The 24781-nt window shown below is 58.2% G+C and carries 21 protein-coding genes and 2 pseudogenes; 16 read left to right on the plus strand and 7 right to left on the minus strand.

From position 1 onward, the window contains the following. The first annotated feature begins 253 nt into the window (after positions 1-253). The 7 genes and pseudogenes from EV700_RS16250 (at position 254) to EV700_RS16280 (ending at position 9320) form a co-directional block, all read left to right on the plus strand. Positions 254-1822: a flavin-containing monooxygenase gene (locus EV700_RS16250; RefSeq protein ID WP_130415766.1), complete on the plus strand. Its 1569-nt coding sequence runs from the start codon at positions 254-256 to the stop codon at positions 1820-1822. Continuing rightward, positions 1810-3591 (plus strand): AMP-binding protein, encoded by a 1782-nt coding sequence (locus tag EV700_RS16255; RefSeq protein WP_130415768.1) that lies wholly within the window; start codon positions 1810-1812, stop codon positions 3589-3591. The genes EV700_RS16250 and EV700_RS16255 overlap by 13 nt, the downstream gene beginning before the upstream one ends. A gap of 45 nt (positions 3592-3636) precedes the next feature. Further along, the gene (locus EV700_RS16260; RefSeq protein WP_130415770.1) at positions 3637-4446 is read left to right on the plus strand and encodes an SDR family NAD(P)-dependent oxidoreductase; all 810 of its coding nucleotides are present in this window, start codon (positions 3637-3639) and stop codon (positions 4444-4446) included. 25 nt (positions 4447-4471) lie between these two features. Beyond that, a complete protein-coding gene (locus tag EV700_RS16265) occupies positions 4472-5362 on the plus strand; it encodes an alpha/beta fold hydrolase (RefSeq protein ID WP_207224709.1) in 891 nt (296 codons plus the stop codon). Positions 5363-5391: 29 nt separating this feature from the next. Further along, a pseudogene (locus EV700_RS16270) lies at positions 5392-6945 on the plus strand (long-chain-fatty-acid--CoA ligase); the annotation flags it as partial. Positions 6946-6997: 52 nt separating this feature from the next. After that, positions 6998-8170 carry an acyl-CoA dehydrogenase family protein gene (locus tag EV700_RS16275; RefSeq protein WP_130415774.1) on the plus strand — a complete coding sequence of 391 codons (1173 nt, stop codon included), beginning with the start codon at positions 6998-7000 and terminating at the stop codon, positions 8168-8170. A gap of 28 nt (positions 8171-8198) precedes the next feature. Then, entirely contained in the window at positions 8199-9320 is a 1122-nt protein-coding gene (locus EV700_RS16280) for an acyl-CoA dehydrogenase family protein (protein WP_130415776.1), read from the plus strand. A gap of 169 nt (positions 9321-9489) precedes the next feature. On the opposite strand, the gene EV700_RS17170 is transcribed toward EV700_RS16280, so the two are convergent. Next, positions 9490-10965 carry an ATP-binding protein gene (locus EV700_RS17170; protein WP_165391530.1) on the minus strand — a complete coding sequence of 492 codons (1476 nt, stop codon included), beginning with the start codon at positions 10963-10965 and terminating at the stop codon, positions 9490-9492. A 56-nt stretch (positions 10966-11021) separates the two neighbouring features. After that, a pseudogene (locus tag EV700_RS17265) lies at positions 11022-12200 on the minus strand (PAS domain S-box protein); the annotation flags it as partial. Positions 12201-12523: 323 nt separating this feature from the next. On the opposite strand from EV700_RS17265, the gene EV700_RS16295 reads away from it, so the two are divergent. The 8 genes from EV700_RS16295 (at position 12524) to EV700_RS16330 (ending at position 19714) form a co-directional block, all read left to right on the plus strand. Beyond that, positions 12524-13708 (plus strand): lipid-transfer protein, encoded by a 1185-nt coding sequence (locus EV700_RS16295; protein WP_130415782.1) that lies wholly within the window; start codon positions 12524-12526, stop codon positions 13706-13708. A gap of 6 nt (positions 13709-13714) precedes the next feature. Next, positions 13715-14158 (plus strand): MaoC family dehydratase N-terminal domain-containing protein, encoded by a 444-nt coding sequence (locus EV700_RS16300; RefSeq protein WP_130415784.1) that lies wholly within the window; start codon positions 13715-13717, stop codon positions 14156-14158. Positions 14159-14170: 12 nt separating this feature from the next. Next, positions 14171-14581, plus strand: a complete 411-nt coding sequence (locus EV700_RS16305) for a MaoC family dehydratase (RefSeq protein ID WP_130415786.1) — start codon at positions 14171-14173, stop codon at positions 14579-14581. 63 nt (positions 14582-14644) lie between these two features. Next, positions 14645-15475, plus strand: coding sequence for an SDR family NAD(P)-dependent oxidoreductase (locus tag EV700_RS16310; RefSeq protein WP_130415788.1), 831 nt, complete (start codon positions 14645-14647; stop codon positions 15473-15475). Between the two features lie 249 nt (positions 15476-15724). Next, positions 15725-16879 (plus strand): acyl-CoA dehydrogenase family protein, encoded by a 1155-nt coding sequence (locus EV700_RS16315; RefSeq protein WP_130415790.1) that lies wholly within the window; start codon positions 15725-15727, stop codon positions 16877-16879. A 118-nt stretch (positions 16880-16997) separates the two neighbouring features. Then, entirely contained in the window at positions 16998-18182 is a 1185-nt protein-coding gene (locus EV700_RS16320; protein ID WP_130415792.1) for an acyl-CoA dehydrogenase family protein, read from the plus strand. Positions 18183-18218: 36 nt separating this feature from the next. Then, on the plus strand, positions 18219-19016 hold the full coding sequence (locus tag EV700_RS16325; protein WP_130415794.1) for an enoyl-CoA hydratase/isomerase family protein: 798 nt from the start codon (positions 18219-18221) through the stop codon (positions 19014-19016). A gap of 71 nt (positions 19017-19087) precedes the next feature. After that, entirely contained in the window at positions 19088-19714 is a 627-nt protein-coding gene (locus EV700_RS16330; protein ID WP_130415796.1) for a transglutaminase-like domain-containing protein, read from the plus strand. A gap of 414 nt (positions 19715-20128) precedes the next feature. Here the strand turns inward: EV700_RS16330 and EV700_RS16335 are convergent, their stop codons facing one another. Beyond that, positions 20129-21484 (minus strand): type II toxin-antitoxin system HipA family toxin, encoded by a 1356-nt coding sequence (locus EV700_RS16335; protein ID WP_130415798.1) that lies wholly within the window; start codon positions 21482-21484, stop codon positions 20129-20131. Then, positions 21481-21750: a helix-turn-helix transcriptional regulator gene (locus tag EV700_RS16340; protein WP_130415800.1), complete on the minus strand. Its 270-nt coding sequence runs from the start codon at positions 21748-21750 to the stop codon at positions 21481-21483. Before EV700_RS16340 ends, EV700_RS16335 begins: the two co-directional genes overlap by 4 nt. A gap of 870 nt (positions 21751-22620) precedes the next feature. Between EV700_RS16340 and EV700_RS16345 the strand changes: the two genes are divergently transcribed. Further along, the gene (locus EV700_RS16345) at positions 22621-22926 is read left to right on the plus strand and encodes a hypothetical protein (RefSeq protein WP_130415802.1); all 306 of its coding nucleotides are present in this window, start codon (positions 22621-22623) and stop codon (positions 22924-22926) included. 354 nt (positions 22927-23280) lie between these two features. Here EV700_RS16345 and EV700_RS16350 read toward each other — a convergent pair whose 3' ends face one another. The 3 genes from EV700_RS16350 to EV700_RS16950 all read right to left on the minus strand — a co-directional run. Beyond that, positions 23281-24117, minus strand: coding sequence for a hypothetical protein (locus tag EV700_RS16350; RefSeq protein ID WP_130415804.1), 837 nt, complete (start codon positions 24115-24117; stop codon positions 23281-23283). Between the two features lies 1 nt (position 24118). Beyond that, positions 24119-24529 (minus strand): hypothetical protein, encoded by a 411-nt coding sequence (locus tag EV700_RS16355; protein WP_130415806.1) that lies wholly within the window; start codon positions 24527-24529, stop codon positions 24119-24121. A 72-nt stretch (positions 24530-24601) separates the two neighbouring features. Beyond that, a partial coding sequence (locus EV700_RS16950; protein ID WP_207224710.1) for a hypothetical protein occupies positions 24602-24781 on the minus strand: 180 nt, incomplete at its 5' end.

Raw genomic sequence — 24781 nt, forward strand, 5'->3', positions numbered from 1 at the left:
ACAACTGGTTGATGGACTGCAGAACAACGTTTAGCAAGGGGACGATTTCGTCATCGCCCAAACTGGAAATCTTTGCCTTGAATAGCTGAACCTCTTCTTCGAAAAGACAATTAACTCTCGCTTGGCGCTGTCAGGGCATTTCACGCATTAAGGATCAAGCTTGACAGGCCATGGTTTTTTTGCGGTAATGGTTTGGTCATTTGACCAAATAATGGGATTATTATGATGCTGCCTTGGGTAGTGGAGTGTTGGCATGAGAAGGACTGACCGTCAGATCGATTCAATCCAGACCCCGACGCAAAAGGCGGACTATCATGTGATTGTAATCGGGGCAGGATTCTCGGGAATCAACGCAGGGATTCGCCTCAAGCAGGCCAGAATCACCGATTTTGTCATTCTTGAGCGGGCGGATGATGTCGGCGGCACCTGGCGGGATAACACTTACCCCGGCTGCGCCTGTGACGTGCCGTCTGTGGTGTATTCCTATTCCTTCGCCCAACGGCCTGACTGGAGTCGCAGCTTCGCTGGCAACCGTGAAATCCACCAGTACATTCGCCACTGCGTAGAGAAATACGATCTCATGCCTTGGCTGCGTTTCGGCGCTAATGTCCAGCAGGCGGTCTTCGATGCCAGGGTCGGCCTCTGGCGCTTGACGCTGGAGGGCGGCAGTCAGTTGACCGCCCGTGCGGTGGTCTCGGCCGTGGGCGGGCTCGTGAATCCGGCGTATCCGGCCATTCCCGGGCTTGAGACTTTCAAGGGCCAGCAATTCCACACGGCACGTTGGCGGCACGATGTTGATCTCAGGAACAAGCGAGTCGCCGTCATTGGTACTGGTGCCAGCGCGATACAGGTCATTCCGGCAATACAACCGACGGTGTCGCAACTCAACGTCTTCCAGCGCACGCCGGCCTGGGTGTTGCCCAAGCCCGATTTCACGGTGGCAGCGCGCACCCGCCGCCTGTTTGCGCGGCTGCCTGTCTTGCAGCGGGCCGTTCGGAACGGTATTTTCGCGGCCAGCGAAGCAATTTTCGGACCACTCGTTATCGTCGATTCACCGGCCTCCCGTCTGCTCGAACGAGCGGCGGGTGCCTATCTCAAGGGGCAGATCCAGAACCCGGCGCTGCGCCGGAAGCTGACGCCGGCTTTCCATATCGGCTGCAAGCGAGTCCTGTTGTCGAACGACTATTTTCCGGCCCTGGCGCGGGAAAACGTCGATGTCATCACTGACGCCATCGTTCGCGTCACTCCTCAGGGGGTGGTGACGGCGGACGGCACGACGCACGAGGTGGATGTTATCGTGCTGGCCACGGGCTTTCGCTTGGACATAGGCAATGCGCCCTTCGAGGTACGCGGACTGGAAGGCGTGTCGCTTAGCGACGCGTGGAAGGCGCGCGGCAGCAAGGCTTACCTTGGCATGGCGGTCAGCGGTTTCCCGAATTGGTTCCTGATGCTGGGGCCTAATACCGGCCCCGGTCATACCTCAGTGCTGGTCTACACCGAGTCGCAGGCCAGCTACATCACGCAGGCGCTCAAGACACTTTTCGAGCGTAATCTGCGCTACCTCAACGTGCGCCAGTGTGAGCAAGATGCCTGGCACGATGCGTTGCAGGCGCGGATGCGGCATACCTCGTGGACCTCAGGCTGCCGCAGTTGGTATCTCGACGCGAATGGCGAGAACCACGCACTCTTTCCCGGACTCGCGTCAGAGTATGTCCTGCGCGCGAAGACATTCCGACCCGAAAAATATGATTTCACCGTGTTTGCCCCGGTGACCACATGCCAGCTTAAAGTGGTAAAGGACGAAGATCTATGTCTCGATTGAAATTGCTGGCCTCGGGTGAGGCAAGGCTTGCCGCAGGGGCAGTGATCGGCCAAATGGGCGCAAGCCGCCTTGCCCGTAACCTGCTGGGCGCCGCTTGGCGGCATCACCGGAAGAACTCTGGGCTGGGGCGCGAATTTTTTCTGGGCTTCTGGGAAAGTCTTGGCACGCGCGAGGCGGTGATTGATGGCAAGCGCCGACTCTCTTTTTTGGCATTCCGCGAGCGTGTCCTGCGCGTCGTGGATGCGCTCCATACGCTAGGCCTTCGCGAAGGCGATGCCTGTGCCGTCCTCTTGCAGAACGGGGCCGAATGGTTTGAGATCAATCAAGCATGCAATCTCTCCGGCATCATCATGCCGATGCTCAACTGGCACCTGAAGCCGGTCGAACTGGCGCAGTGCATCCAACGTGCGAACGCCAAGGTTGTGGTGGTCGATGCTGATTTCTTGGATCGAGTGCTCGCTGTACGCGACCAGCTCACGACGGTCAGCCACATTCTGGTTGTAGGCAGCCAGGACGCGCCGTCAGGCACGCTCGCCTACGAGCGCCTGCTGGCCGACGCCTTGCCACGGCTGCGTCCGGGAACTTTTCATTTGTCGGCGAAAGCGTACAGCGGCGGCACCACGGGTACGCCAAAATTCATCAATCTGGATCAAGCGGCCATGTTCGGCGAGACTGACAGTGCCCGCCGGGGAGCGAGCCGAGACGAGGCCCTGCGCATGGCCTTGGGTCAGCTCTCCGCCCTCGGCTGGTACGGGTTGGGTGACTTGCACGACGCGCAAAGCGGCAATGCCCGCTCGCTGGTGCCGGGGCCGCTCTATCACGCCGGCGTGCAGGTGGCCGTGTTGCCCTTCCTTTTTGGCGGGACCGTGGTGCCGATGCGCAAGTTTACGGCTGAGGCTTTCCTGCAGATGATCGAGGCGGAACGCATCAGCTGGACTTTCGTGGCGCCAACCATGCTGGAGCGCGTACTGGCGCTGCCCGACGAGGTCAGGCAGCGCTATGACTTGTCGAGTATGCGAACGTTGATTTGCGCCGCCGCACCCTGTCCGGCCCCTGTGAAGATAGCCATCAATGCGCTGTTCCAGAAACAAGGCGCGCCACGGGATGTATTCCACGAGTATTACGGTGCCTCGGAGACGGGCATCATTACTATCCTGCTGCCCGGGGACTATGCCCGCCATCCGGAGCGATACCGCAGCGTTGGCAAGGTTCGGGCCGCGCAGTGTCGGATCTACGATGCTGCGACGGGGAGCTGGGCTGCGTGTGGTGTCGAGGGTAAGGTGCTGGTGCGCTCCGCGCTCACATTCGGTTTGCAGTACGTCGGCGAGCAGAAAAAGACGGATGACTGCTTCATCGAGGTAGAGGGTCAGCTCTGGTACGACGACGGCTTAATCGGCTATCTCGACTCGGATGATTTCCTCTACCTCACCTCACGTGAGAAGGAAATGATCATCACGGGCGGCGTTAACCTCTTTCCCAACGAGATCGAAGAGGTCATCAAGCGCCATCCCGATGTGCTCGACGTCGCGGTGGTTCGCGCACCGGACCCCGATCTGGGCGAAGTTCCTGCGGCAGTGGTCGAACTGCGGGAGGATGCGGCGTCAGTGACCGCCGAGGATATCCTGGCGCACTGCCGCGAGCAGGGACTGTATGGCTTCAAGGTCCCACGCCGAGTCGAATTCGGCCACCTGCCACGCAATCTGGCGGGCAAGCTGCCCAAAAAGCAGCTTGAGGCGGCGTTCTGGAAGGGCGTGGAGCGTATTGGCTAGCGTCCGGCCGCCAGCGAAATGGTATGTAGAGAGAGGAGAAATACAATGGAATCGTGGCGTGGGAAAGTATGTGTAATCACCGGCGCCGCGTCCGGCATCGGCTTGGCTCTAGCGGAAGCGCTTGACCATCAGGGGGGGCGCCTTGTACTGGTGGACCGCAATCACGCTGCGCTGCTGACTGTCGCGGCTCGACTGCGCGGCGTCGAGCGCATCGAAGCGTTTGACGTGGCCGACCGCCAAGCAATGTTCGCCTTTGCCGACGCGGTGATGCGCGAGACCGGCGGTGCCGCACTCGTCATCAATAATGCCGGGGTCGGCCTTGCCGAGACAGTCGAGCACATGACCCATGAGGATTTTGCCTGGGTTATGGACATCAATTTCTGGGGCATGGTGCACGGCAGCCAGGCTTTCCTGCCGCAGTTGCTCCGTCAGGAGCGCGCGGCGCTGGTGAACATTTCCAGCGCCTTCGGACTCATCGCTGTGCCGACCCAGTCGGCCTACAATGCCAGCAAGTTCGCTATCCGCGGCTTCACCGAGGCGCTTGCCGCCGAGCTCGCTGGCGGAGCGGTCAGCGTACACAGTGTGCACCCGGGCGGCGTTCGCACCAATATCGCACGCAACGCTCGCTTTCACCGGGGGCCGGGCGGCGACCGCGACCGGGAGCGTTTTGTTGCCCTGTTCGACCGATTGACGCTGACCACACCGGAGCGAGCAGCCCACATCATTCTCGACGGGGTGCGACGCAAGAATCCGCGCATTCTGGTGGGGCCGGATGCAGTGGCGCTGGACGTCCTGCAGCGCCTGTTTCCGCGCCGCTACGGGCAAGCCCTGCGCCTGCTGACCCGGCTGGCCTGACTCTGAATAAGGAGTACTACACGACATGAATCTTGCCTTGAATGCACCGCAGGCGCTGGCCTCCCGAGACAAGGGCGACCTGTTCGAATGGTGCGGGCACGGCGGTGTACACCTGTACGGTGAGCGCTGGGGCCGTGGCGGTAACGGACCGGTGTTGTTCCTGCATGGCGGCGGCCAGACACGCCATGCCTGGGCTGGCGCGGCGCAGCGCATCGCGCAACGCGGCTACGAAGCCATGAGCATCGATACACGAGGCCATGGCGACAGCGACTGGGCACCTGATAGTGATTACAGCGTTGACACGCTGGTCACCGACCTGACTGCGTTGCCGGAACAGGACGGCCGCGCGCCGGTACTCGTCGGTGCTTCCATGGGCGGCATCACCGCGCTGATAGGCGTGGGCGAGGGGAGGCTGGCCTGTCGCGCGCTCGTGCTCGTCGATATCGCACCCCGCATTGAACCCGAGGGCGTTGCCCGTATCGTGGCCTTCATGCGTGGCTATCCGGATGGCTTTGAATCGCTTGAGACGGCACGCGCTGCCGTAGCAGCTTACAATCCGCAGCGCCAACAGGCTGGCGATGGCTCGGGTCTACGCAAAAATCTGCGCCTTTGCAGCGACGGTCGCTATCGCTGGCACTGGGATCCGCGCCTCCTAGAGCATCCGGAGCGGGCCGACCCAGCCATGATGACACAGCAGCAGGAAAGGCGTATCGCTGCGGCACGCCGCATTCAGGTGCCGACACTGCTCGTCCGGGGCACGCAGAGCGACATCGTCAGCGAAGAAGGCGTGCGCGAGCTGCGCGAACTCATTCCCCATGCCGAAATTGTCGAGATTGCGCAGGCTGGCCACATGGTCGCTGGCGACCGCAACGACATCTTTTCGGATGCCATTCTGGCCTTTATCGACCAACATTAAGGCGGCCCAGTGCCACCAGTAAGGAGTACACCATGTCCCTGACTCAAGGTCTGCATCGCGCGCTCCAGACCCGCGGCGACCAACTCGCCACCATTGACGGAGAGCGCCGCCGCACCTGGCGCCAGGTCGGGGCGCGTGTCGCCCGTCTGGCCGGAGCCTTGCGCGCATTGGGTGTGGGTTCGGAAGATCGAGTGGCCATCCTCTCGCTCAACAGCGATCGCTATGTTGAGTATTTCTACGCCGTCGCTTGGGCTGGCGCCGCTTGTAATCCGGTCAATATTCGGCTGACTCCGGCTGAAATCGCCTACACGCTGAACGACTCCGGCAGCCGTGTGCTTTTCATCGACGAGACCTTTGCCCCGATACTGGCGGCGCTGCGGTCAGCCATGACTACGGTTGAGCACATCATTTATATGAGTGACGGCGCAGTGCCAGATGGCTACCTCGCCTATGAAGCGCTCGTGGCGACGGGCTCGGTGGTTCCCGATGCCGCAGTCGGCGGCGATACCCTGGCAGGCCTTTTTTATACCGGTGGCACCACGGGAAAGTCCAAGGGCGTCATGCTTACCCATGCCAATCTCTTGGCCAACGCGCTCAATGTACTGCCGGCGCTGGCCTATGACGCGAGCACGATCTACCTGCATGCTGCGCCGATGTTCCACCTCGCCGACATGGCCAGCACCTTTGCCGTCACTATGGCGGGTGCGACGCATTGCGCGGTGCCGCGCTTCGACGTGGAGAACGTGCTTGCCACGATGGCGCGCGAGCGGGTGACGCATGCCTTGCTCGTACCTGTGATGATCAATCTACTGGTCAGTTCCGGAAAGATAAGCGACTACGACATTTCCAGCCTGCGCCGCCTCATGTATGGCGCCTCGCCGATGCCGAGAGCCGTACTGATGCGCGCCATGCAGCAGATGCCAGGGGTCGGCTTTACCCAAGGCTATGGCCAGACCGAGTCCTCCCCGGTTATCTCCTTCCTGTCCCCCGAGCAGCACGCCGCAGGCGGCGACCGGTTGGAGAGCGCTGGCCAGCCTGCCTATGGTGTGGATGTCAGGATACTTGACGCTCAAGACAGTGAGGTGTCGCCCGGTACCATCGGCGAAGTCTGCGTGCGAGGGCCGAACGTGATGCGGGGCTACTGGCAACTGGAGCAGCAGACACGCGAGACCTTGCGCAATGGCTGGCTGCATACCGGTGATTTGGGCTACATGTGCAAGGACGGCTTCGTGTTTATCGTAGACCGTGCCAAGGACATGATCATCACGGGCGGCGAGAATGTCTTTTCCGTGGAGGTGGAGGGTGCCATCCATCTGCATCCCGGCGTGCAGGAATGCGCGGTGATCGGCATTCCTGATGAAAAATGGGGCGAGTGCGTGCACGCCATTGTCGTTCCCAAGCCTGGGGTGAACCTTGTCCCGGCCGACATCATTTCCCAGTGCCGGGATCGTATTGCCGGCTACAAGCTACCGCGGAGTGTGGATATCCGCCATGAGCCATTGCCATTAAGCGGCGCCGGCAAGGTCCTGAAGACGGAGTTGCGAAAACCGTACTGGCAGGACATGTCGAGAAACGTCGGCTGAAAACAGACGTCATCTATTTTTCATCTCTAAAAACCAACAAGACGGAAACACCATGAATCTTGAGTTTACTACAGAAGAACTGGCCTTCCAGAACGAAGTGCGCCAGTGGTTCGCCGAAAACGTACCTGCTTCGCTCAGATCGCGTGCGGATAATGGCCAAATGCCGAACCGGGACGAACAACATGGATGGGAGCAAGTGCTCGGCAGGAAGGGGTGGCTGGTTGTCGGATGGTCTGCCCAGCATGGTGGTCCTGGATGGACGGCAACACAGCGATACATTTTTGACCTTGAGCGCGCTCGCGCGGGCGCACCGCCGGTGTCGCCGTTCGGTGTTTCCATGGTCGGCCCGGTCATCTGCGCCTTTGGCTCCGCCGAGCAGAAGCAGCAGCACTTGCCAGGCATCATCAGCGGCAATGTCCACTGGTGTCAGGGCTATTCCGAACCGAATGCGGGATCGGATCTGGCGTCCCTGAAAACGGCTGCCGTACTGGACGGAGACCATTACGTCGTCAACGGCCAGAAAATTTGGACGACACAGGCGCACTGGGCGGACTGGTGTTTTTGCCTTGTGCGTACGGACTCATCCGTAAAGCAGCAGCAGGGCATTTCCTTCCTGCTGATCAACATGAACACGCCGGGCATCGAGATTCGGCCCATTCACTCCATCGACGGGCATCACCACCTGAACGAGGTGTATTTTACCGATGTCAGGGTGCCCGTAGAGAACTTGGTCGGCAGCGAAGGCATGGGGTGGACCATTGCCAAGTTTCTGCTGACCCATGAACGAACCACTATCGCCGGCGTTGCCGACTCGAAGCGGGAAATCGAACGCCTTAAGCAGATGCTCAAGGACACGAAACAGGGCAACGGTTCCCGCTGGGATGACCCTTTTGCCCGCCGCAGGGTCGCCGAACTGGAGATCGATCTAGCCGCACTTGAGTACACCAACTTCCGCACGGTTGCCGCGACCGAAGAAGGCATGGGTCTGGGCGCCGAGTCCTCCGGACTGAAAATCAAGGGAACCGAACTGCAGCAGGCCATCACGCAAGCGATGGTGGAGCTGGGCGGCCATCTGTCCCTGACGTGGGACAACAGCGAACCCGTGGGCAGCTTTGCCTTCAATCGCACCCGCGAGCGCTACAACTTCCTGCGTGCGGCCACGATTTACGGCGGCACCAACGAAATTCAGAAGAACGTCATCGCCAAGATGCTGCTCGGACTCTGACAACACCTTACAAAACAGGGGAATCAAGATGGATTTTCGCTTATCGGATGACCAGCGCATGCTGGATGAGTCTGCATCAAAGTATCTGGCCGGACAGTACAGTTTTGATCTCTACCGCAAGCAACTCGCGGCCGATGTCGCATTTGACGAGTCGCGCTGGACTGCTATGGCAGAGCTGGGCTGGATGGCGCTGCCCTTCCCGGAATCCGTTGGGGGGTTTGGCGGTTCACTGGTGGATATCCAGTTGATTGCAAGGCGTCTTGGTGAGAAATTGTGCACCGACCCGTGGCTTACTTGCGCCGTGCTCCCGGGCAAAGTTCTGGAGTTCGCAGGTGGTGTCAATGCGATGCAATTGTTGTCAGGCGTTTCAGCAGGCACCACACGAGGGGCGCTGGCGGCGTTGGAAGCCAACTCCCATTACGACCCGACACTGATTGCAACGCGGGTCACGGAGAATGGCGATGGCATACGCATTGACGGACAGAAATCTGTTGTCTTCGGCGCAGAGTATGCCCACGTACTGCTGGTAACGGCATGTGCCGCAAATGGTGAAGCGATGCTGATCGCAGTGCCATCCTCGGCGCCAGGCGTATCCTTGAACCACTACCGTGTCGTCGACGGCTCGCGTGCCTCGGAAGTCAACCTGAACGCTGTCAAGCTGCCTGAAACTGCTGTGCTGGCACGTGGATGCGTAGCAATCGATGCCGTCAAGAGAGCCATCGACGTGGCCAACGCGGCAATATGCGCCGACCTGCTGGGGGCCGCATCAGCCATGCTGAACAAGACCCGGGATTACGCCAGAATGCGAAAACAGTTCAGCGTCGCAATTGGAAGTTTTCAGGTCATCCAGCATTATTTGGTCGACATGTTCATCGAAACCCAACAATCCGAGTCGCTCGTCTGGATGGCCGGCCTCCAAGGCGATACGCAGGAATGTGCAGATCGTGAAAAGGCAATTTCAATTGCCAAAGCCTATATCGCTCGATCGGCCGTGATGGTCGCCCAGAAATCCGTACAGATTCACGGCGGTATAGGCGTCACCGAGGAACTGGATATCGGGCACTACTTCCGGCGTGTCACGCACTACGCGCAGATGTTCGGCGATCGCGACCATCATGTCCAACGCTACATGGCTTTCGGGCAGGGCTGACATGACCTTTTACGCGACAGCTGATGCCATCTGACATTCGAGAACGTAATACCAACGCATTGGACGACATCTTTGTGGGGGTGTCGCCAATGTAAGCAGTTTATCCTCCTCCGATGCCGCCGTAAGTTACATCTCGCCGATCACGGTCAATCGAAAGTCAATGTTCGCGCTAAGGCAACGGTAGCCGGCTGTCCACAATCTGGCCCAGGTGCTGAAGGCGCAACGGTTTGGAGATGAAGTCATCCATGCCGGCGGCCAGGCACTTCTCACGATCGCCCTGCAGGGCCGAAGCGGTCATGGCGATGATGGGGACATGCGGGTTCCCGCCGGAGCGACGCTCGCCTTCCAGCTGCCGGATATGCCGCGTGGCCTCGAAACCGTCCATCACCGGCATGTTGCAGTCCATGAAGATGAGGTCGTAGCGTAACTGCTGATACGCGGTGACCGCCTCGCTGCCGTTACCCACCACGTCCACCTGACAGCCCAGGCGCTTGAGAACCACGGCAGCCAGCTGCTGGCTGACGGAATTGTCTTCTACCACCAGCACCCGACCACGAGATTTGCCGCCTGATGTACCGTGGAAGACGGCTAAACTGGTGTCCGGCAAGGGGATGTTTTCCGAGGGCAGACGCTCAAAGGGCAGATCCACCCAGAAGGTCGCGCTCCCGCCGGAGTAGGGGCGATAACCAATGTCACCGCCCATGGCCTCGGCCAGACGCTTGCAGATGGCCAGTCCCAGGCCAGTGCCGCCAAAGCGGCGGGTCATGGATTGTGCCTGCACGAAGGGAGTGAACAGGTGGGAAAGAATCGCCGGGTCGAGACCGATGCCGGTATCGCAGACTTCAAAGCAGAGGCGCACGGAATGATCGTGTCGCGCCGACTCGGTGCAATTGAGCAGGATGTGCCCCTGTTGGGTGAACTTCACCGCATTGGTGAGCAGGTTCAGCAAAATCTGTCGCAGTCGGGCGGCATCGCCCCGCAGCCGATGGGGCGCAGCCAGGGTATGGCGCAGCGCCAAACCTTTGGCCGCCGCGCTCGGTTGCACCAGTGCAAGTACCTGTCCCACTTCCGCATGCAGGTCGAATATCACCGGCTCCAGTTCCATGCGGCCAGCCTCGATCTTGGAGAAATCCAGAAAATCGTTGAGCAGATGCAGCAGGTATTCGCCGGATTGGCGGGCAAGTTCGGCGAAATGACGCTTGCTCTCGTCCAGCGGTCCATCGAGCAGCAGTCCCGTGAAGCCGAGTAGACCATTCAACGGAGTGCGGATTTCATGACTCATGGTGGCTAGAAATTCGGTCTTGGCGCGATCGGCCGATTCGGCCTGGATGCGTTCGGTGATGTCCTCCGCCACCACCAGGCCATACAGGTAAGCGCCTTCCTCATCGCGTACCGCGCTGAGGGTAACCCGCAGCCAGACCGCATGGCCGAGCTTGTGCGGAAACCGCCGTTCAATCTTCACCCAGGGCACTTCGGTTCGGCGTAGCCGCTCATGCTCGATCATATCCGGCTCGCAATCCTCGGGATAGATGAGCCGGCAGAAGTGCTGACCGAGGAGTTCATCCTCCGTATAGCCCAGAAGTCGGCAGAATTTGCGATTGATGCGCTGCATGTGGCCATCGACCGATAGGTGTGCGAGCCCCACGGCGGCCTGCTCGAACGCGGCCGCCAGCGCTCGCTCTGGCGCAGGGCAAACTCTGCCTGTTTACGATCAGTAATATCCGAGAACAGTGCGGTACATTCCCCGTGTTGATGACTATGCACGAATACGTCGAACCACTGGCCGTCTGTTGGCAGTCCTGCCTCGAACTGGTCTTGGCTGCCCTGCAGCGCCACCTGGGCGAAGCGCTGGATCAGATTGAGGCTCGGGTCCAGGCTGCCGTGGAAGACCTCCGCCAGACGCTTGCCGACGATATCGGCGTGGGACAAGCCCAGCATCTTTCCATAGGCCGCGTTGACGGCTATATGGCTGAAATCCACCGGCAGGCCAGCCGCGTTCGTGATGAGCCGGTAGTGTGCGACGGCGTTGAGTTTGTTGTTGAATAGTGCGGTATATCGCTGCTCGCTCTCGGCCAGTGCTGATTGCACCTGCTTCAGGTCGTCGATATCGGTGCAGATGCCAAACCAGCGCATGACAGCGCCGGCCTCATCACGCAAGGGCAGGCCGCGGACATGAAACCAGTGATAGACGCCATCGTGGCGGCGGATGCGGCGCTCAATCGCATAGTCACGCTGTGCGGTATGGGCACTGTGCCAAGTGGCGGCCGCCTCTGCACGGTCGTCGGGGTGCAGCACGGTTAGCCAGCTGTCCCCCTGCAAAGTGGCCGGGTCCACACCGGTGTAATACAACCATTGCATGCTGAGAAAATCCGCACGCCCATCGGCTTGCGCCGTCCACACCAGACCGGGGAGGCCAGCAACCATCTGGCTCAGCTCATGCTCACGCTGGCTGAGCTGCTGCTCCAGCCGTACGCGCTCGCTGATATTACGGAAGACGACGGCAAAGCGTCTGGGCTGGGGACAGTAGCAGTACAACTCATAGTGTCGGCCAGTATCGATGCTGAAACTTACAAAGTGTTTTGCCCGGCCGCTCAAGGCGACGCCACAGTAATTTTCCCGCCAGATGCTTTCTTGCCGAGGCGCCCATTCCAGAGAGGGCCGACCGACACAGTTACGGGGAAAGCCGGTCTGGGCGAAGAAGGCTTTGTTGACTTCGAGTAGCTGGAAGTCATAGGCCACTCCCTTCTCGTCCAGCAGCGCCTCGCCCAAGGCGAAGCCTTCTGTCATGTTGACGAAGAGGCTGCGGTATTTGTCCAGCTCATCTTCTCCCCTCAGAAGAGGCGGGCCGGGGCTGATTTTTGGCAGTCTAGGTAGTTTCATGGCATCTGGCCTAATCGTTTTTGATCGTTTTCTCAATAGACTCCAGGGGCAGGCACCCTCCAAGAAAAGGCTGCTGGGAGCAAGTCCTTCACAGTCCCTTCCCTGTTGTCGGTCGCAGCCGCCTTTGATTTCCCGTGATTTGACGCTTGGGCGCTCAATCAAATAAAAGTAGCACTATTTGAGCAGTTGACCAAGGTCGGCTTGTAGCCTCTGTTCCATGAGATCGGCAGGGGGGCAATGACAGCATCTTGACAACTTCGGTGATGGACTCATAGAATCGCAGCCTTGGTCATTTGACCAAAAGATCAGCGGGGATGTCGAAAATGAATCAAAAAAGGGTATTTGTCGCCGGTGTCGGCATGATTCCGTTCGTAAAGCCTGGCCAGAACAGGCCCTATCACGAGATGGGAGCAGAAGCGGTCCGGCTGGCGCTGGACGATGCCGGCCTTCGTTATACCCAGGTCGAGCAAGCCTACGCCGGGTATGTTTACGGCGACTCCACCTGCGGGCAGAAGGCGCTGTACCCGCTGGGCATGACGGGTATTCCCATCATCAACGTCAACAACAACTGCTCCACCGGCTCCACCGCTCTCTACCTGGCGCGACAGGCGGTAGCGAGTGGTGTGGCGGATTGCGTGCTGGCGGTTGGTTTCGAACAGATGAACCCCGGCGCCATCGGCAGCGTCTTTACCGACCGCCCAAGCCCTTTCGCGGATTTCGACGCCGTCACCGATGCGTTGGTGGATGTGGATCTGCCGTTGGCGCTACGCTATTTCGGGGGAGCAGGCCAGAGCCACATGCGCAAGTACGGCACGAAGATAGAGACCTTCGCGAAGATCCGCGCAAAGGCCAGCCGCCATGCCGCCAACAATCCGCTGGCGTTGTTCCGGCAGGTGGTCTCGCCCGAGGATGTCCTAAACGAGAAGCTGATCTGGCCAGGCGTCATGACCCGTTCCATGGCCTGCCCGCCGACCTGCGGCGCGGCGGCCGCGCTCCTCGTCTCCGACGCGTTTGCGCAGCGTCATGGCTTGCGCCGCGATGTCTTCATCGCGGCGCAAGCCATGACGACCGACTTCCCGGACACCTTTTCTACACACGACATGATCGATCTGGTCGGTTTCGGCATGACCCAGGAAGCGGCGCGCCGTGTGTACGCGCAGTCCGGCGTTGGCCCGGAGGACATCGACGTCTGCGAACTCCACGACTGCTTCGCGCAAAACGAACTCATCACCTACGAAGCTCTGGGTTTCTGCCCGGTCGGCGAAGCGGAGCGCTTCGTGGAGACCGGCGCCAATACCTATGGCGGCGCGGTCGTCACTAATCCCTCCGGCGGCCTGCTGTCCAAGGGACATCCCCTCGGTGCCACTGGCCTTGCCCAGTGTTACGAGCTGACGCATCAGCTGCGCGGCACGGCCGAGGCTCGCCAGGTCGCAGGGGCGCGCAACGCCCTGCAGCACAATCTTGGACTGGGCGGCGCCTGTGTCGTCACCCTCTACCAGAAGGCATAGCACACCATGCTGGACAAATCCCACATCGGACGGACATGGCCAAGCCATTCCGTCCTGGTCGAGGCCGGACGGCTGCGTTTCTTCGCAAAAGCCATCGGCGAAACCTCGCCGGTCTATGTTGATGAAGCAGCGGCCAAGCGTGCGGGCTACCGCTCGTTGCCGGTGCCACCGACTTTTCTGTTCTCGCTGGAGCTTGAGAGGCCCGCTCCTTTCGAATGGCTCGCTTTTCTCGGCGTGGATCTCGCGCGTATCCTGCACGGCGAGCAGCGGTTCGTGTATCACCGGCCCGCCTGTGCCGGAGATTTGCTTACGTTCGAGAGCCGCATAACCGACATCAGCGACAAAAAGCAGGGTGCCCTGGAGTTTATCACCCGAGAAACCCGGGTCAGGAATCAGGCGGGCGAGCATGTCGCCGATCTCACTTCCGTGATCATCCAGCGCAATGCCTGAGAGAGAACCAGTATGATGACATTTGATGAGATGGCTGTGGGGCAGCTCCTGCCGCCGTTACAACTGCCCCCGATTAGTCGCAGCACGCTGGCGTTGTTTGCCGGTGCCTCGGGCGATCATAACCCCATCCATATCGATCTCGATTTTGCCCGCAGCGCTGGCATGCCTGACGTGTTCGCCCACGGCATGCTGTCGATGGCCTGGCTGGGCCGCCTGCTGACCAACTGGGTACCCCAGCAGCGGCTGCGTTCGTTCGAGGCGCGTTTTGTCAGCATCACGCATTTGCAGAATGCCGTTACCTGTACGGGTCACGTTGTCGAGAAACTGGAGGTCGATGGCGAAAGACGTGTCAGGGTGTCAATCCAGTCCGCTAACCAGTACGGCGAGTCGAAAGTACTGGGTGAGGCGGTCATTGCTCTTTAAACAGCAGTGCGCGCGAACCGCCGCCTGCTTTAACGTTTTCCCCTTACTGATGGAAGCCATAACATGCCTCAGAATCTCTCTGGAAAAGTCGCCCTCGTCACCGGCTCCGGCCGCGGTATCGGCCGCTGCATCGCGCTCAAGCTCGCCAGCGAAGGCGCTCGCCTAGTTGTCAATGATCTGGAAGAAGGCCCCGCCGAGGAAGTGGTGGCACTGATTCGTGCTCAGGGCGGCGAAGCGGTGGCTTGCGTGGGTAGCGTAACAGCGCCGGATTTCGCGGACCGCTTTATCAAGACAGCCATGCAGTCGTTTCAGGGACTGGACATCATCGTCAACAATGCGGGCTATACTTGGGACAACGTGATCCAGAAAATGTCCGACGAGCAATGGTACGCTATGATGGACGTGCACCTCACCGCGCCATTTCGCATCCTGCGTGCCGCGCAGCCGGTAATCCGCCATCTGAACAAGGCCGAACAGGAACAGGGGCGCGAGGTGTTCCGCAAGGTGGTGAACATCTCGTCGATTGCCGGCCTCGGCGGCAACGCCGGTCAGGTGAACTATGCCGCTGCCAAGGCTGGCCTGCTGGGCATGACCATGACACTCGCCAAGGAGTGGGGTCGCTACCGCGTCAACGTGAACTGCGTGGCCTTCGGCATGATACGGACCCGCCTGACGGAAGTGGTGGCCGGTGGCGACGCCACTATCCGTATCGAAGGCCGCGACATCAAGGTGGGCGTCAGTCCCGATCTGGTCAAAACCTTTGAGTCCGGTATTCCTTTGGGGCGTGCCGGCACGCCGGAAGAGGCGGCCGATGCCGTCTACCTGCTGTGCACGCCCGAATCCAACTACATCAGCGGCCAGACCATCGTGTGCGGCGGCGGCCTGTCCATCTGATCTTCCGGGGGAATCTGCCAGACGATTCCCCGTGAATCAGCCTGGAGAGATGCGTTCCTGCAAACCGTACACCGGTTTGTGCAGGCGCAAACGGTGCCTTTTGTATATCTCTCCCGAATTAATCGCTGATGTGATGCAGAAGCCTATTTTCTAGCAGGACTTACCACAAGATAGCGTGTTCAGTCCTGTACGCTAAACACTATAGAAGACTCCTGCGTAACATCAGTTAATCAATAAAAGGACTGCCTCATGAATTTCGATCTCGACGAGTCACACCGCATCATCCGCGCCACGGCCCAGCGCTTCGCCCGCAACGTGATCGCCCCTCGCGCCTATGAGCTGGCCACTTCTGCGGAAGTGCCCTACGACCTTATAGCCAAAATGGGGGAGCTGGGATTCATGGGCATTCCCTTCGCGCCCGAATATGGCGGCGGCGGCGGCGACTGGGTGTCTTTGCATCTCGTCATTGAGGCGATTTCGCGCGCGGACATGGGGCTGGGCACGCTGATTGATGTCACCACCAGCGTGGTGACCCAGGAGATAGACCGCTTCGGCACCGAGGCGCAAAAGCAAAAATGGTTGCCGGATCTGTGCGCTGGCAAGACCATCGGTGCCTTCGCCCTGACCGAACCACATTCCGGCTCGGACGCGGGCGCATTGAAGACTCGCGCCGTATTCGAAGACGGGGAGTGGGTGCTCAATGGCCGCAAACAATTCATCACCAACGTTGCGCTTGACAACTGCCCCCTCGTGGTCGTGGCAGCGCGCGCCGAGATCGAAGGGCAGGACAGGATCGTCACCTTCATTGCCCCCAAGAGCTCACCCGGTTTCATCGTCGGCAGGAGCTATCACAAGATCGCCTTCGCCTCGGGCGCCACCAACGAGCTCGTGTTCGAGAACTGCCGCCTGGGCGCGGACAGCCTGCTGGGGGATCCCCGGCGCGGCTTTGCGCAGCATCTCAGCGTGCTGGAGACCGGGCGCATCAGTATCGCGGCGGCCTGCGTGGGCGGTGCCCAGGCCTGTCTGGATCATGCGCTGGCCTACGCCCGGGAGCGCGTACAGTTCGGCAAGCCGATCTTCGAGTTCCAGGCCACCCAGTTCAAACTTTCAGATATGGCGGTCAAGATCGAGATGGCGCGCACGCTCTACCTGAAGGCAGCCTGGCTCAAGGATCAAGGCCGACCGCATACCTTCGAGGCAGCCAGCGCCAAGCTGTATGCCTCGGAAATACTGGAACAGTGCGCGAGCGAAGCCGTGCAGATTTTCGGGGGTAATGGCCTGATGGAGGATTACCCCGTAGCCGGCATTTATCGCGCCAGCAAAATCATGCAGATCGTCGAGGGCACGTCGGAAGTGCAGCGCCTCATCATCGGGCGCCTGCTGGCCGCCGGAAAGGAAAGCTAATGCATCCGCCCGGCGGTGCTGCTTCAGATACTGTTCATGCTATCCAACAAGCTTTTCCCCGTCTGAACCATTCCCCATGAATTGTTCAGACCTTCCCTAACCCCCAGGAAGCCTTGCCATGTCCGTTAGCCCCAGCAGCGATACCGTTGTCGAATCTCTGGCCTCCCGCATCCGTACCGTGCAGGAAGCTACCCGTGGTATTTCCGAACGCTATCCGCGCTCCTACATTCTGGAGTGCATCAAGGACGACCGCTTTCCCGAGGAAATGTGGTTGGCGATGGGCGAGCAAGGCCTGCTGGGTTTGTCAGTGCCCGAGGCATGCGGGGGCTCCGGCGGCGGTGTGGTCGAAATCGTGGCGCTTGGCGAAGCCCTTGCCCTGGGCGGTGTGCCGACCTTGTTTCTGGTGGTTACGGGCTTAAGCCGCGTACCCATCATCCGGCACGGCACGGACCGGCAAATCGCCCGGTTCGTCACCCCGACCTGCGATGGCTCGGTCAAGCTGTGTTTTGCGATCACGGAGCCCAACGCCGGTACCAACAGCTTCAATATGAGCACCTTTGCCCGCCGCGAAGGTGAAGAGTGGGTGCTCAATGGTCAGAAGGTATTTATTTCCGGCGCACGCGATGCCGACTACATGCTGGTGATCGCACGCACTCAGAAAGCCTCCGAGGTCAAACATCGCACGGAAGGTATGTCCTTGTTCGTGGTTGACATGAAGTCGCCGGGCATCCAACTGCATCTGCTCAACGTCCAGGTGGAAACTGCGGAACGTCAGTATCAAGTGTTCTTCGACGATGTGCGCCTGCCCGCCGAGGCGCTGATCGGCGCTGCCGGCAAAGGCGCGAAACTTATGTTCGAGGGCCTGAATTCCGAGCGCCTGCTAGCGGCCTCGGCAGCACTGGGGCTGGGGGATTATGTGTTGAAAAAGGCGGTGGCCTATGCGCAGGTTCGCCAGCCTTTCGGCAAGCCCATCGGCAGCTATCAGGCCCTGCAGCACCGCCTGGCCCTGGCCAAGGCGGAACTGGAAGCGGCACGGCTGATGACTTACGACGCCGCCGCGCGTTTCGATGCCGGCGAAGATGCCGGCGCCCAGGCCAATATGGCCAAGCTGCTGGCCTCGCGCGCCGCCGCCGCCGCCATGGATGCCGCCATCCAGACACACGGCGGTTATGCCTTCGACCGCGACTACGACCTCATCACCTTGTGGCCCATGATCCGCCTGATGGAAATCGCGCCGATTAACAACGAGATGTTGCTCAACTATATTGGCGAGCATGTGCTCGGCCTGCCGAAGTCCTATTGAGCCAGTTACGGTCATCGTCATCAGGAAACCACCTTCATGTCCACAGCAGGCTCACCACACAATGAACTCCTGTACAGGGTGGACAACGGCATCGCCACCCTCACTCTCAATCGTCCAGAGCGGCGCAATGCACTGACGCCACTGCTCACCCGCCTGCTATGCGATGCCTGGCAGAAAGTGGAAGCAGATCCTGCGGTGCGCGTGGCCATACTGACCGCCACGCCCTGCGGCACCTTCTGCGCCGGCATGGATTTGCGGGAAGCGGCCAGGCTCAAGGCCGACACCGGCAAGGACATCCTCGAACACCTCACCGATCCCTTCAATCACACCATGCGGAGCCTGCGCAAGCCGGTGATTGCTGCCCTCAACGGACATTTTGTGGCGGGTGGCATGGCGCTGGCGCTGAGTTGCGATGTGCGGGTGGGGCTGGCGGGAACGCGGGGTGGCATCACCGAAGTCAAGGTTGGGCGTGGTTCCCCCTGGGCAGTGCCGCTGCTGTGGATGATGCCGCAGGCCCTGTTGAAGGAAGCGGTGCTGACCGGCGACCTGCTGCCGGCCGAGCGTCTGCATCAGGTGGGCTTTCTCAATTATCTGGAAGCCACCCCGGCAGCGGTATTGGCACGGGCGCGGAGTCTGGCCGAGCGTATTGCCGCCGCCGCGCCGCTGTCCGTGATGGCCGCCAAGCAATGCCTGAACGAGGCGACCAGCCTTGGTTGCGCCGAGGGCCTGCGCAATGCGGAGAAAATCTATCAGCCGGTCTACGCCAGCGCTGACGCCGTCGAGGGGCCGCGCGCCTTTGCCGACAAACGCACGCCCCGCTGGCAGGGCCGTTGAGCAGAGCTGCTGGTAATCATGCCGATTCAGCCTTCTATACAGACTGTTGCAACCCACAACGGAACTTTGCCATGAATAACTTCGAATACCTTCAAGCCACCCGCTATCTGGACCACGACCATGAGTCCGTACAGGCGTATGCACGGCAGGTCTGCGCCGGAGCCAGCACGACGCGTGAACGCGCCATCGCGCTGTACTACGCGGTTCGCGACGATATCCGTTATGACCCCTATGCCTGCACCCTGAATGCCGACAGTCTGCGTGCCAGCCAGGTGCTGGCGCAGGAACGCAGCTATTGTGTTGGCAAGGCGGTACTGCTGGCGGCGGTCGGGCGCGCAGCCGGCATTCCCACCCGCCTGGGTTTCGCCGACGTCTGCAACCATTTCAGCAGCCCACAACTGACACAGTTGATGGGCACCAATATTTTCTATTACCACGGCTATGCCGATTTTTTTCTGGAAGGGCGCTGGATAAAGCTGACGCCAGCCTTCAATCGTGAACTGTGCGAGAAAATGAAGTCGCCGGCACTGGAGTTTGATGGTGAGCACGATGCGATCTTTCAGGAAATCAGCTCTGGGCAGAGCCAGCTGCGCATGGAGTATCTGCGCTATCACGAGCCGATGAGCGATCTGGACCCGGACCTGATCTTTACTGAGTACGCCAGACGCTATCCCAAGTTGATTGCTGCCTTGGGCTGAAGGCGCATGGCCAGAGCCCAATCACGGAAAACTGGGGCCGCCGCTATGCCTCGGTCGAACTAACTCAGGTGATCTATGCTGTGCGTTCCAGCCACTGAACCCAGGTTTGCTGTTCCATTGCTCCCCGAACCCCATTGTCTCCGTTTCATGAGTTGACCCTATCTCCTTCAGGCATAATAGAGCCGCCCTCAGGCGGTTTATTAAGTTCAGGAAGAGTTCCCAGCCGTGATTGGAGAAACAGTCCAAGATGGCAGCATCCTGACTATGGTGGTGGTGCATGATGACACCTAGACAGACATTACAACCTTGCTGCTACACGGCCATGTCGCATAATATAGATTATGTTAAATAACAACAACTTAGGACAAAATTATAACATGTTTTGTTAGGTTCGTGGCTGTCTCAGTACACCAATCAACGCTTGCGACGCGGCCTGGCCAACAACTCTGATGTGCCCAGTTTTTCTTTTGACAGCACCGGCGGCTCGGGGTCTGAAAACCCTGCATCTGCAATCGGCACATCCAGCCCACTAAATAGTGTCGTCCGCTTCGGACTTCGCAATGAAGACATGCCATCGTTCCACGCATGCACCATGTTCTTCGCCACATTCCGCCAACGAGGTTCGTTCTTCGCTGCTTCAATAACCTCATTGCCGACCACCACCGCCGATTCACACAGCCTTTCAACCATTTCCGCATACTGACGCGGCGCTATCCCCAATCGTGCATTAAAAAACTGCTCCAGCGTTTTGCCAGGCGCCCAGGTCTTGCGGCCGCTGACCGATAATGCCGGCGGACTGCTGGCAAAGCGGGAGTACGCTTGTGTGGTCACGATGTCATAGACTGGGGTATAGCGCACATCCTTCAGCGAGGAGTAATAGAGCGCCACGTTTTTGGCGTGACAGTCGGCGTTTCGAACCACGTAGTTGGTCAGCAAGTGCCACCCGAACTGCTCCATTTGTACCCGGACTTGGTCCGAAGGCAGGTAGGCCCTTGTCGCATGCAGAAGTTTCTCCGTCGTGGTCGCGTATTTCTCGTGCGGCGGCAAGCCCAACAGACCGCAGGCATCCTCAAGCCCATGCGTGGGAACCCCGTGGGCATCCACTTCGAATCGCTCAACAATCAACACCCGGCCATCATCGGACATGCGCGATCCGGCTACTGGAACGACCTGAAGCCGCTCAAGCACCTTCATGCTGTAGAACTCGTTGAAGCCCAGAAAAGGCGTATTATCGTCCGAACCTTTCACGATGTGATGCGCGGTACGAAGCGTTGGCTTGCCCAAAGGCAAAGACTCATCAAGCCCTGACATTGACTCTTGGGGGGCCAGAAATTTAGGCACCACCCCCGAGATGGATGCTCGTGCATATTGACGGACCAGACGGGCAAAGTGCTCGGAGGTATTCTCCGCAGATAGCAATTCTTCTATCTGCAAAGGATCCAGATTTGTTCCAGGTTCCACTCCTTCAGGAGTGACCGTAACCCGCCCTACCCCCATACCACCAACTACTGCCAGAAGTGAGAGGTCAGTGCCATCGAGCAGCGGGCCGAACTCTTCGCGGATAATGCCAAGCAGAAAACCCTCCGGCAGATTCTGACGAAAGAACGGATGCAGATCGCGTGGCCAACGCCAAGCCTCTTCTCTCACCGGCATGGTCAAGCTGACAAAGGCGTCTGTATCGACACCCGGCAGGTACTTGAGAACGTACTCATCCCGTTCCCGGTAGAGCTTGGCAACGTTCCGGCCGCTAACTTGCACATCTAGCTTCATGGCTCATCCCCCGTTCCTTGGCGCTGCTCGACAAGAATATCCTCAAGAGTACGGGTGTGACCGGGTTTCACCAATTGCAAGTCATAGCCAGCCGCCTCCAGGAGTCGGACCAGTGCAGAGACACTCATGTCCCCCTTGGCAATCGTTTCCATGCGCGCCACTGTCGTACGCGCAACCCCGGCGCGTTGTGCAAGTTCCGCCTGACTTAATCCAGCCTGATGACGGGCTTTGCGCAGCATGTCGGCAACATCAGCAAGCATGGTCATTGTAGCCTCTGGGCATCCAAAACAATAAACAATAGTCATAATGTAGCCCTCGGGACACAGAATCGCAAGGCTTGTTGGCCTGTGATGTCAATTCATTGCAGCCTTCAAGATTACCCGCATTAACGAAAGCAACTGTTAAAAAAGCGGCAATCGAATGCATTGACCGACAGCCCACCACGCCATTACTGGCAGATTCCCATAAAATTACGGCTAGACGGAGTGAGCCGTCGTTTTCCTTTGGATAACGACGATGCTCATTCATCGTCGCGTGCACCTCAGCGTATCGGGGTATTGGAGTAAATCATGGGTGTGGGTAACTACTACCTCAGTCATGCGCAGACCGTTTATGTTGATATGTGGGATGTCTATTCATCCGATGAACCAGACACCAGGTGGGACTACCAGCAGTTGGTGGATAACATTTTGGAAGTGCTGTCCCCTGCCTACCGGCCTCGACACCTTCAGGGAGTCTGGCTGGATAGAGAGCGGAAACTCTTAGCCGAGTCTGATCATTTCCGGATTTCCCTTGTCGAGTGGGAGAGCTATTTCGCGGTTAATATTGAGACGGCGATTTGCCCTGAAAGTCGGCGCCGACTCCCTCGCGGAGGTTTGTTAGAGGAGGCGATGGCTATCTTCGAGCGCTTGAATGCCCGGTATCCATTATGGGTCCGTGACACCGGATGGACCAGCATGCCTTATTCGGTTCAACAATTGGTCAGTTGTTCAGACCGAATGCCAGTATAGGACGCCCGCAGTAGCAGGCTCCGGTACACTTTGAGCCAGACGGAATGAGCCGTCGTTTTCCCTTGGATAACGGCGATGCTCATTCATCGTCGCGCGCTCCTCAGCGTATTGGGGACTGGAACTACTATGACTACGGTCAAACTTGATGTGGTGCCGCTTTTTGCAACCGGCCCGGTTTACATGACACAAGGAACGCATCATTTGTATCTGGAGAACCGGCTTGACGTCTCAGCACTTTTGAGACGACATGTTACTGGCGATTGGCAAGAAATGGTCCCTGAAGACCAACAGTCCAATCTAGAAGCAGTGAGAGAAGGACTTCGTGTTTTTTCTTCATTTGCAATAGAGGACTGCGCGGAATCGGACAAGGTTTGGGTGATCACGGAGGCTGACAGAAGCTCCACGACCATACTCTTCCCTTCCGAGTACTAAATTGAACTGGGCTGCCTTTTGGCGGCCCTTGTTCTTCTTAGATCCACACATAGATGCCTTCATATCAATTGCATGGCCAGGCATCCTTGCTTCTTCTAGGGATAGATTGACTCGGCAGTATGATATGTCTACTATAAGAATACTTAACCTACTAGCATGCTCTGTCTCGACCACGTAATCCATTAAATTGGAGGCCTGGCGGGCTAGTGCCGGACTGTATTCGGGAAAGTCGCCAGAACGCCTTAGAGGCGTATCAGCGCGAGGATGCTGACTACCGCCGTGCAACAGAGTGGAAATCTAGCAAGGTAATGAACATAGCGGGGGCTCAACACGGTTGACCCCCGCTTTTCATTTTTAAGCTTGGTAGTCATTGCAAAAAAGATTAAGGTGGGTTCTTGTTGTTATTACATGAATATCATCATGACAATCAGGAAAATTTCCTCCAATTTGCGTACCCTTCCCATGCTCCTTTGTTACATTGTAATGTCTATCTATAGCTATTCGTTTTCCAAATCTAAAATTACCTGTAAGCACACATATTGAATTATGTGGAGTGCCAGTAGCAAGTACCGCATGCCGTTCCAAGCCATACTTAAATAGCTTCTCATCATCATCAGCAAAGTATTGTTCAGGATAATTCGACTTCCGGTGTGGGCGCCGTCTGCCTTTTAGCGCTTCAATAAGACTCACTACTTGGTTGATAAAGTTATCTGACTGGGTTTCTTTTCTGCAGAGCTCCTTCAAATCACGCAATTGCTTAGCATTGAAATTTCGGAATGGAAGAAGCATTACCTGCGCGTTAGCTCCATCTTCAATGATGTCCAGAAAGTTCAATAGCGTCTTGAGCACTTTGGTGAGTTTGCTAGCAAAGTAATTTTTATAATTGCTCTTCGGATGTGAAAAGAACTCTACCTCGGCAACGAAGCACGCAGATGCCACATCCTGCGCAACGTGGCCAACTGCCTCGTCTAATAAAAGTACGATTGCTTGGTTTGTAGTATCTTCCAATAGAGTCTCTGCTAACGACCTATCTGCTTTTGATGGATCGTAAACACTAACGAACAACTGAGCACCCGCTGCCTTAATTCGCGGGTGATCACGGAGCGACTTAGGAATCAATCCAAGTCGTTCGCGACGGACTAATTCGACGGCATCTGTGTGACTAGACACAAAGTAGATATTGATTCGCACGTTATTTCAGAAGCTTAACAAGCACCGAGACGGGTATGTTTACCTTATCTAACTCCGAGTCTGGTAGTTTCGACAACTCTCGAAGGAATGCCAGAACCGCTTCTTGGCGCACATCATCTTTGATAGTCTTTGTAGAAGTTTGAGGCTCAGAGGGGAACACGTACTCCTCAGCAGCTGGAATAACACCAATTCGTGCTTTCTGGGATGGATGCTCGACAAGCTTATAGCCCGCATTTCCACCGGTCTCCTGAAGGAATACTTTAAGAGTACGAACACCAAGCAACGCCCGGAAATTTGGAATTTTTTCTTGGAGCATACTAGGAAGACCGCTGAGCAACACAGGAACTTGGCGACTTGCCCAATAGCTATCGCAAATCTCTTTGACTGCTGTTTCAAGCAAATTCTGATCCACTTCCTTCAACCCTAGCAACTTCAATGAAATTAGATTTGAGCATAGCAACTGGTAGTTCGACAAGCGGAAGCTTTACGCGCAGGCTGCTTTTTCAAAACCCAACTCTTCCCAAGATGTCATCCTCTTGGCTATGTGCATGTTGCATTGAGCGTTCATATGACCTGCTAGTGTTTTTTGATACCACCGACAAAGTGAGTCCCCAAGGCCTGTTCTCGTTTTTCGACAGGCGTCTGGTAGCCCAACGATGAATGA

Origin of the sequence: Fluviicoccus keumensis (assembly GCF_004217445.1) — a bacterium.
In the GTDB taxonomy this organism is placed as follows: domain Bacteria; phylum Pseudomonadota; class Gammaproteobacteria; order Pseudomonadales; family Moraxellaceae; genus Fluviicoccus; species Fluviicoccus keumensis.

Bases quoted from the DNA above. Each gene is read 5' to 3' on its own strand.
- EV700_RS16325 (WP_130415794.1), top strand. From the start codon at position 18,219: ATGTCCACAGCAGGCTCACCACACAATGAACTCCTGTACAGGGTGGAC.
- EV700_RS16295 (WP_130415782.1), top strand. From the start codon at position 12,524: ATGAATCAAAAAAGGGTATTTGTCGCCGGTGTCGGCATGATTCCGTTC.
- EV700_RS16265 (WP_207224709.1), top strand. From the start codon at position 4,472: ATGAATCTTGCCTTGAATGCACCGCAGGCGCTGGCCTCCCGAGACAAG.
- EV700_RS16305 (WP_130415786.1), top strand. From the start codon at position 14,171: ATGATGACATTTGATGAGATGGCTGTGGGGCAGCTCCTGCCGCCGTTA.
- EV700_RS16335 (WP_130415798.1), bottom strand. From the start codon at position 21,484: ATGAAGCTAGATGTGCAAGTTAGCGGCCGGAACGTTGCCAAGCTCTAC.
- EV700_RS16260 (WP_130415770.1), top strand. From the start codon at position 3,637: ATGGAATCGTGGCGTGGGAAAGTATGTGTAATCACCGGCGCCGCGTCC.
- EV700_RS16275 (WP_130415774.1), top strand. From the start codon at position 6,998: ATGAATCTTGAGTTTACTACAGAAGAACTGGCCTTCCAGAACGAAGTG.
- EV700_RS16310 (WP_130415788.1), top strand. From the start codon at position 14,645: ATGCCTCAGAATCTCTCTGGAAAAGTCGCCCTCGTCACCGGCTCCGGC.
- EV700_RS16255 (WP_130415768.1), top strand. From the start codon at position 1,810: ATGTCTCGATTGAAATTGCTGGCCTCGGGTGAGGCAAGGCTTGCCGCA.
- EV700_RS16345 (WP_130415802.1), top strand. From the start codon at position 22,621: ATGACTACGGTCAAACTTGATGTGGTGCCGCTTTTTGCAACCGGCCCG.
- EV700_RS16300 (WP_130415784.1), top strand. From the start codon at position 13,715: ATGCTGGACAAATCCCACATCGGACGGACATGGCCAAGCCATTCCGTC.
- EV700_RS16320 (WP_130415792.1), top strand. From the start codon at position 16,998: ATGTCCGTTAGCCCCAGCAGCGATACCGTTGTCGAATCTCTGGCCTCC.
- EV700_RS16315 (WP_130415790.1), top strand. From the start codon at position 15,725: ATGAATTTCGATCTCGACGAGTCACACCGCATCATCCGCGCCACGGCC.
- EV700_RS16330 (WP_130415796.1), top strand. From the start codon at position 19,088: ATGAATAACTTCGAATACCTTCAAGCCACCCGCTATCTGGACCACGAC.
- EV700_RS16280 (WP_130415776.1), top strand. From the start codon at position 8,199: ATGGATTTTCGCTTATCGGATGACCAGCGCATGCTGGATGAGTCTGCA.
- EV700_RS16340 (WP_130415800.1), bottom strand. From the start codon at position 21,750: ATGACCATGCTTGCTGATGTTGCCGACATGCTGCGCAAAGCCCGTCAT.
- EV700_RS16250 (WP_130415766.1), top strand. From the start codon at position 254: ATGAGAAGGACTGACCGTCAGATCGATTCAATCCAGACCCCGACGCAA.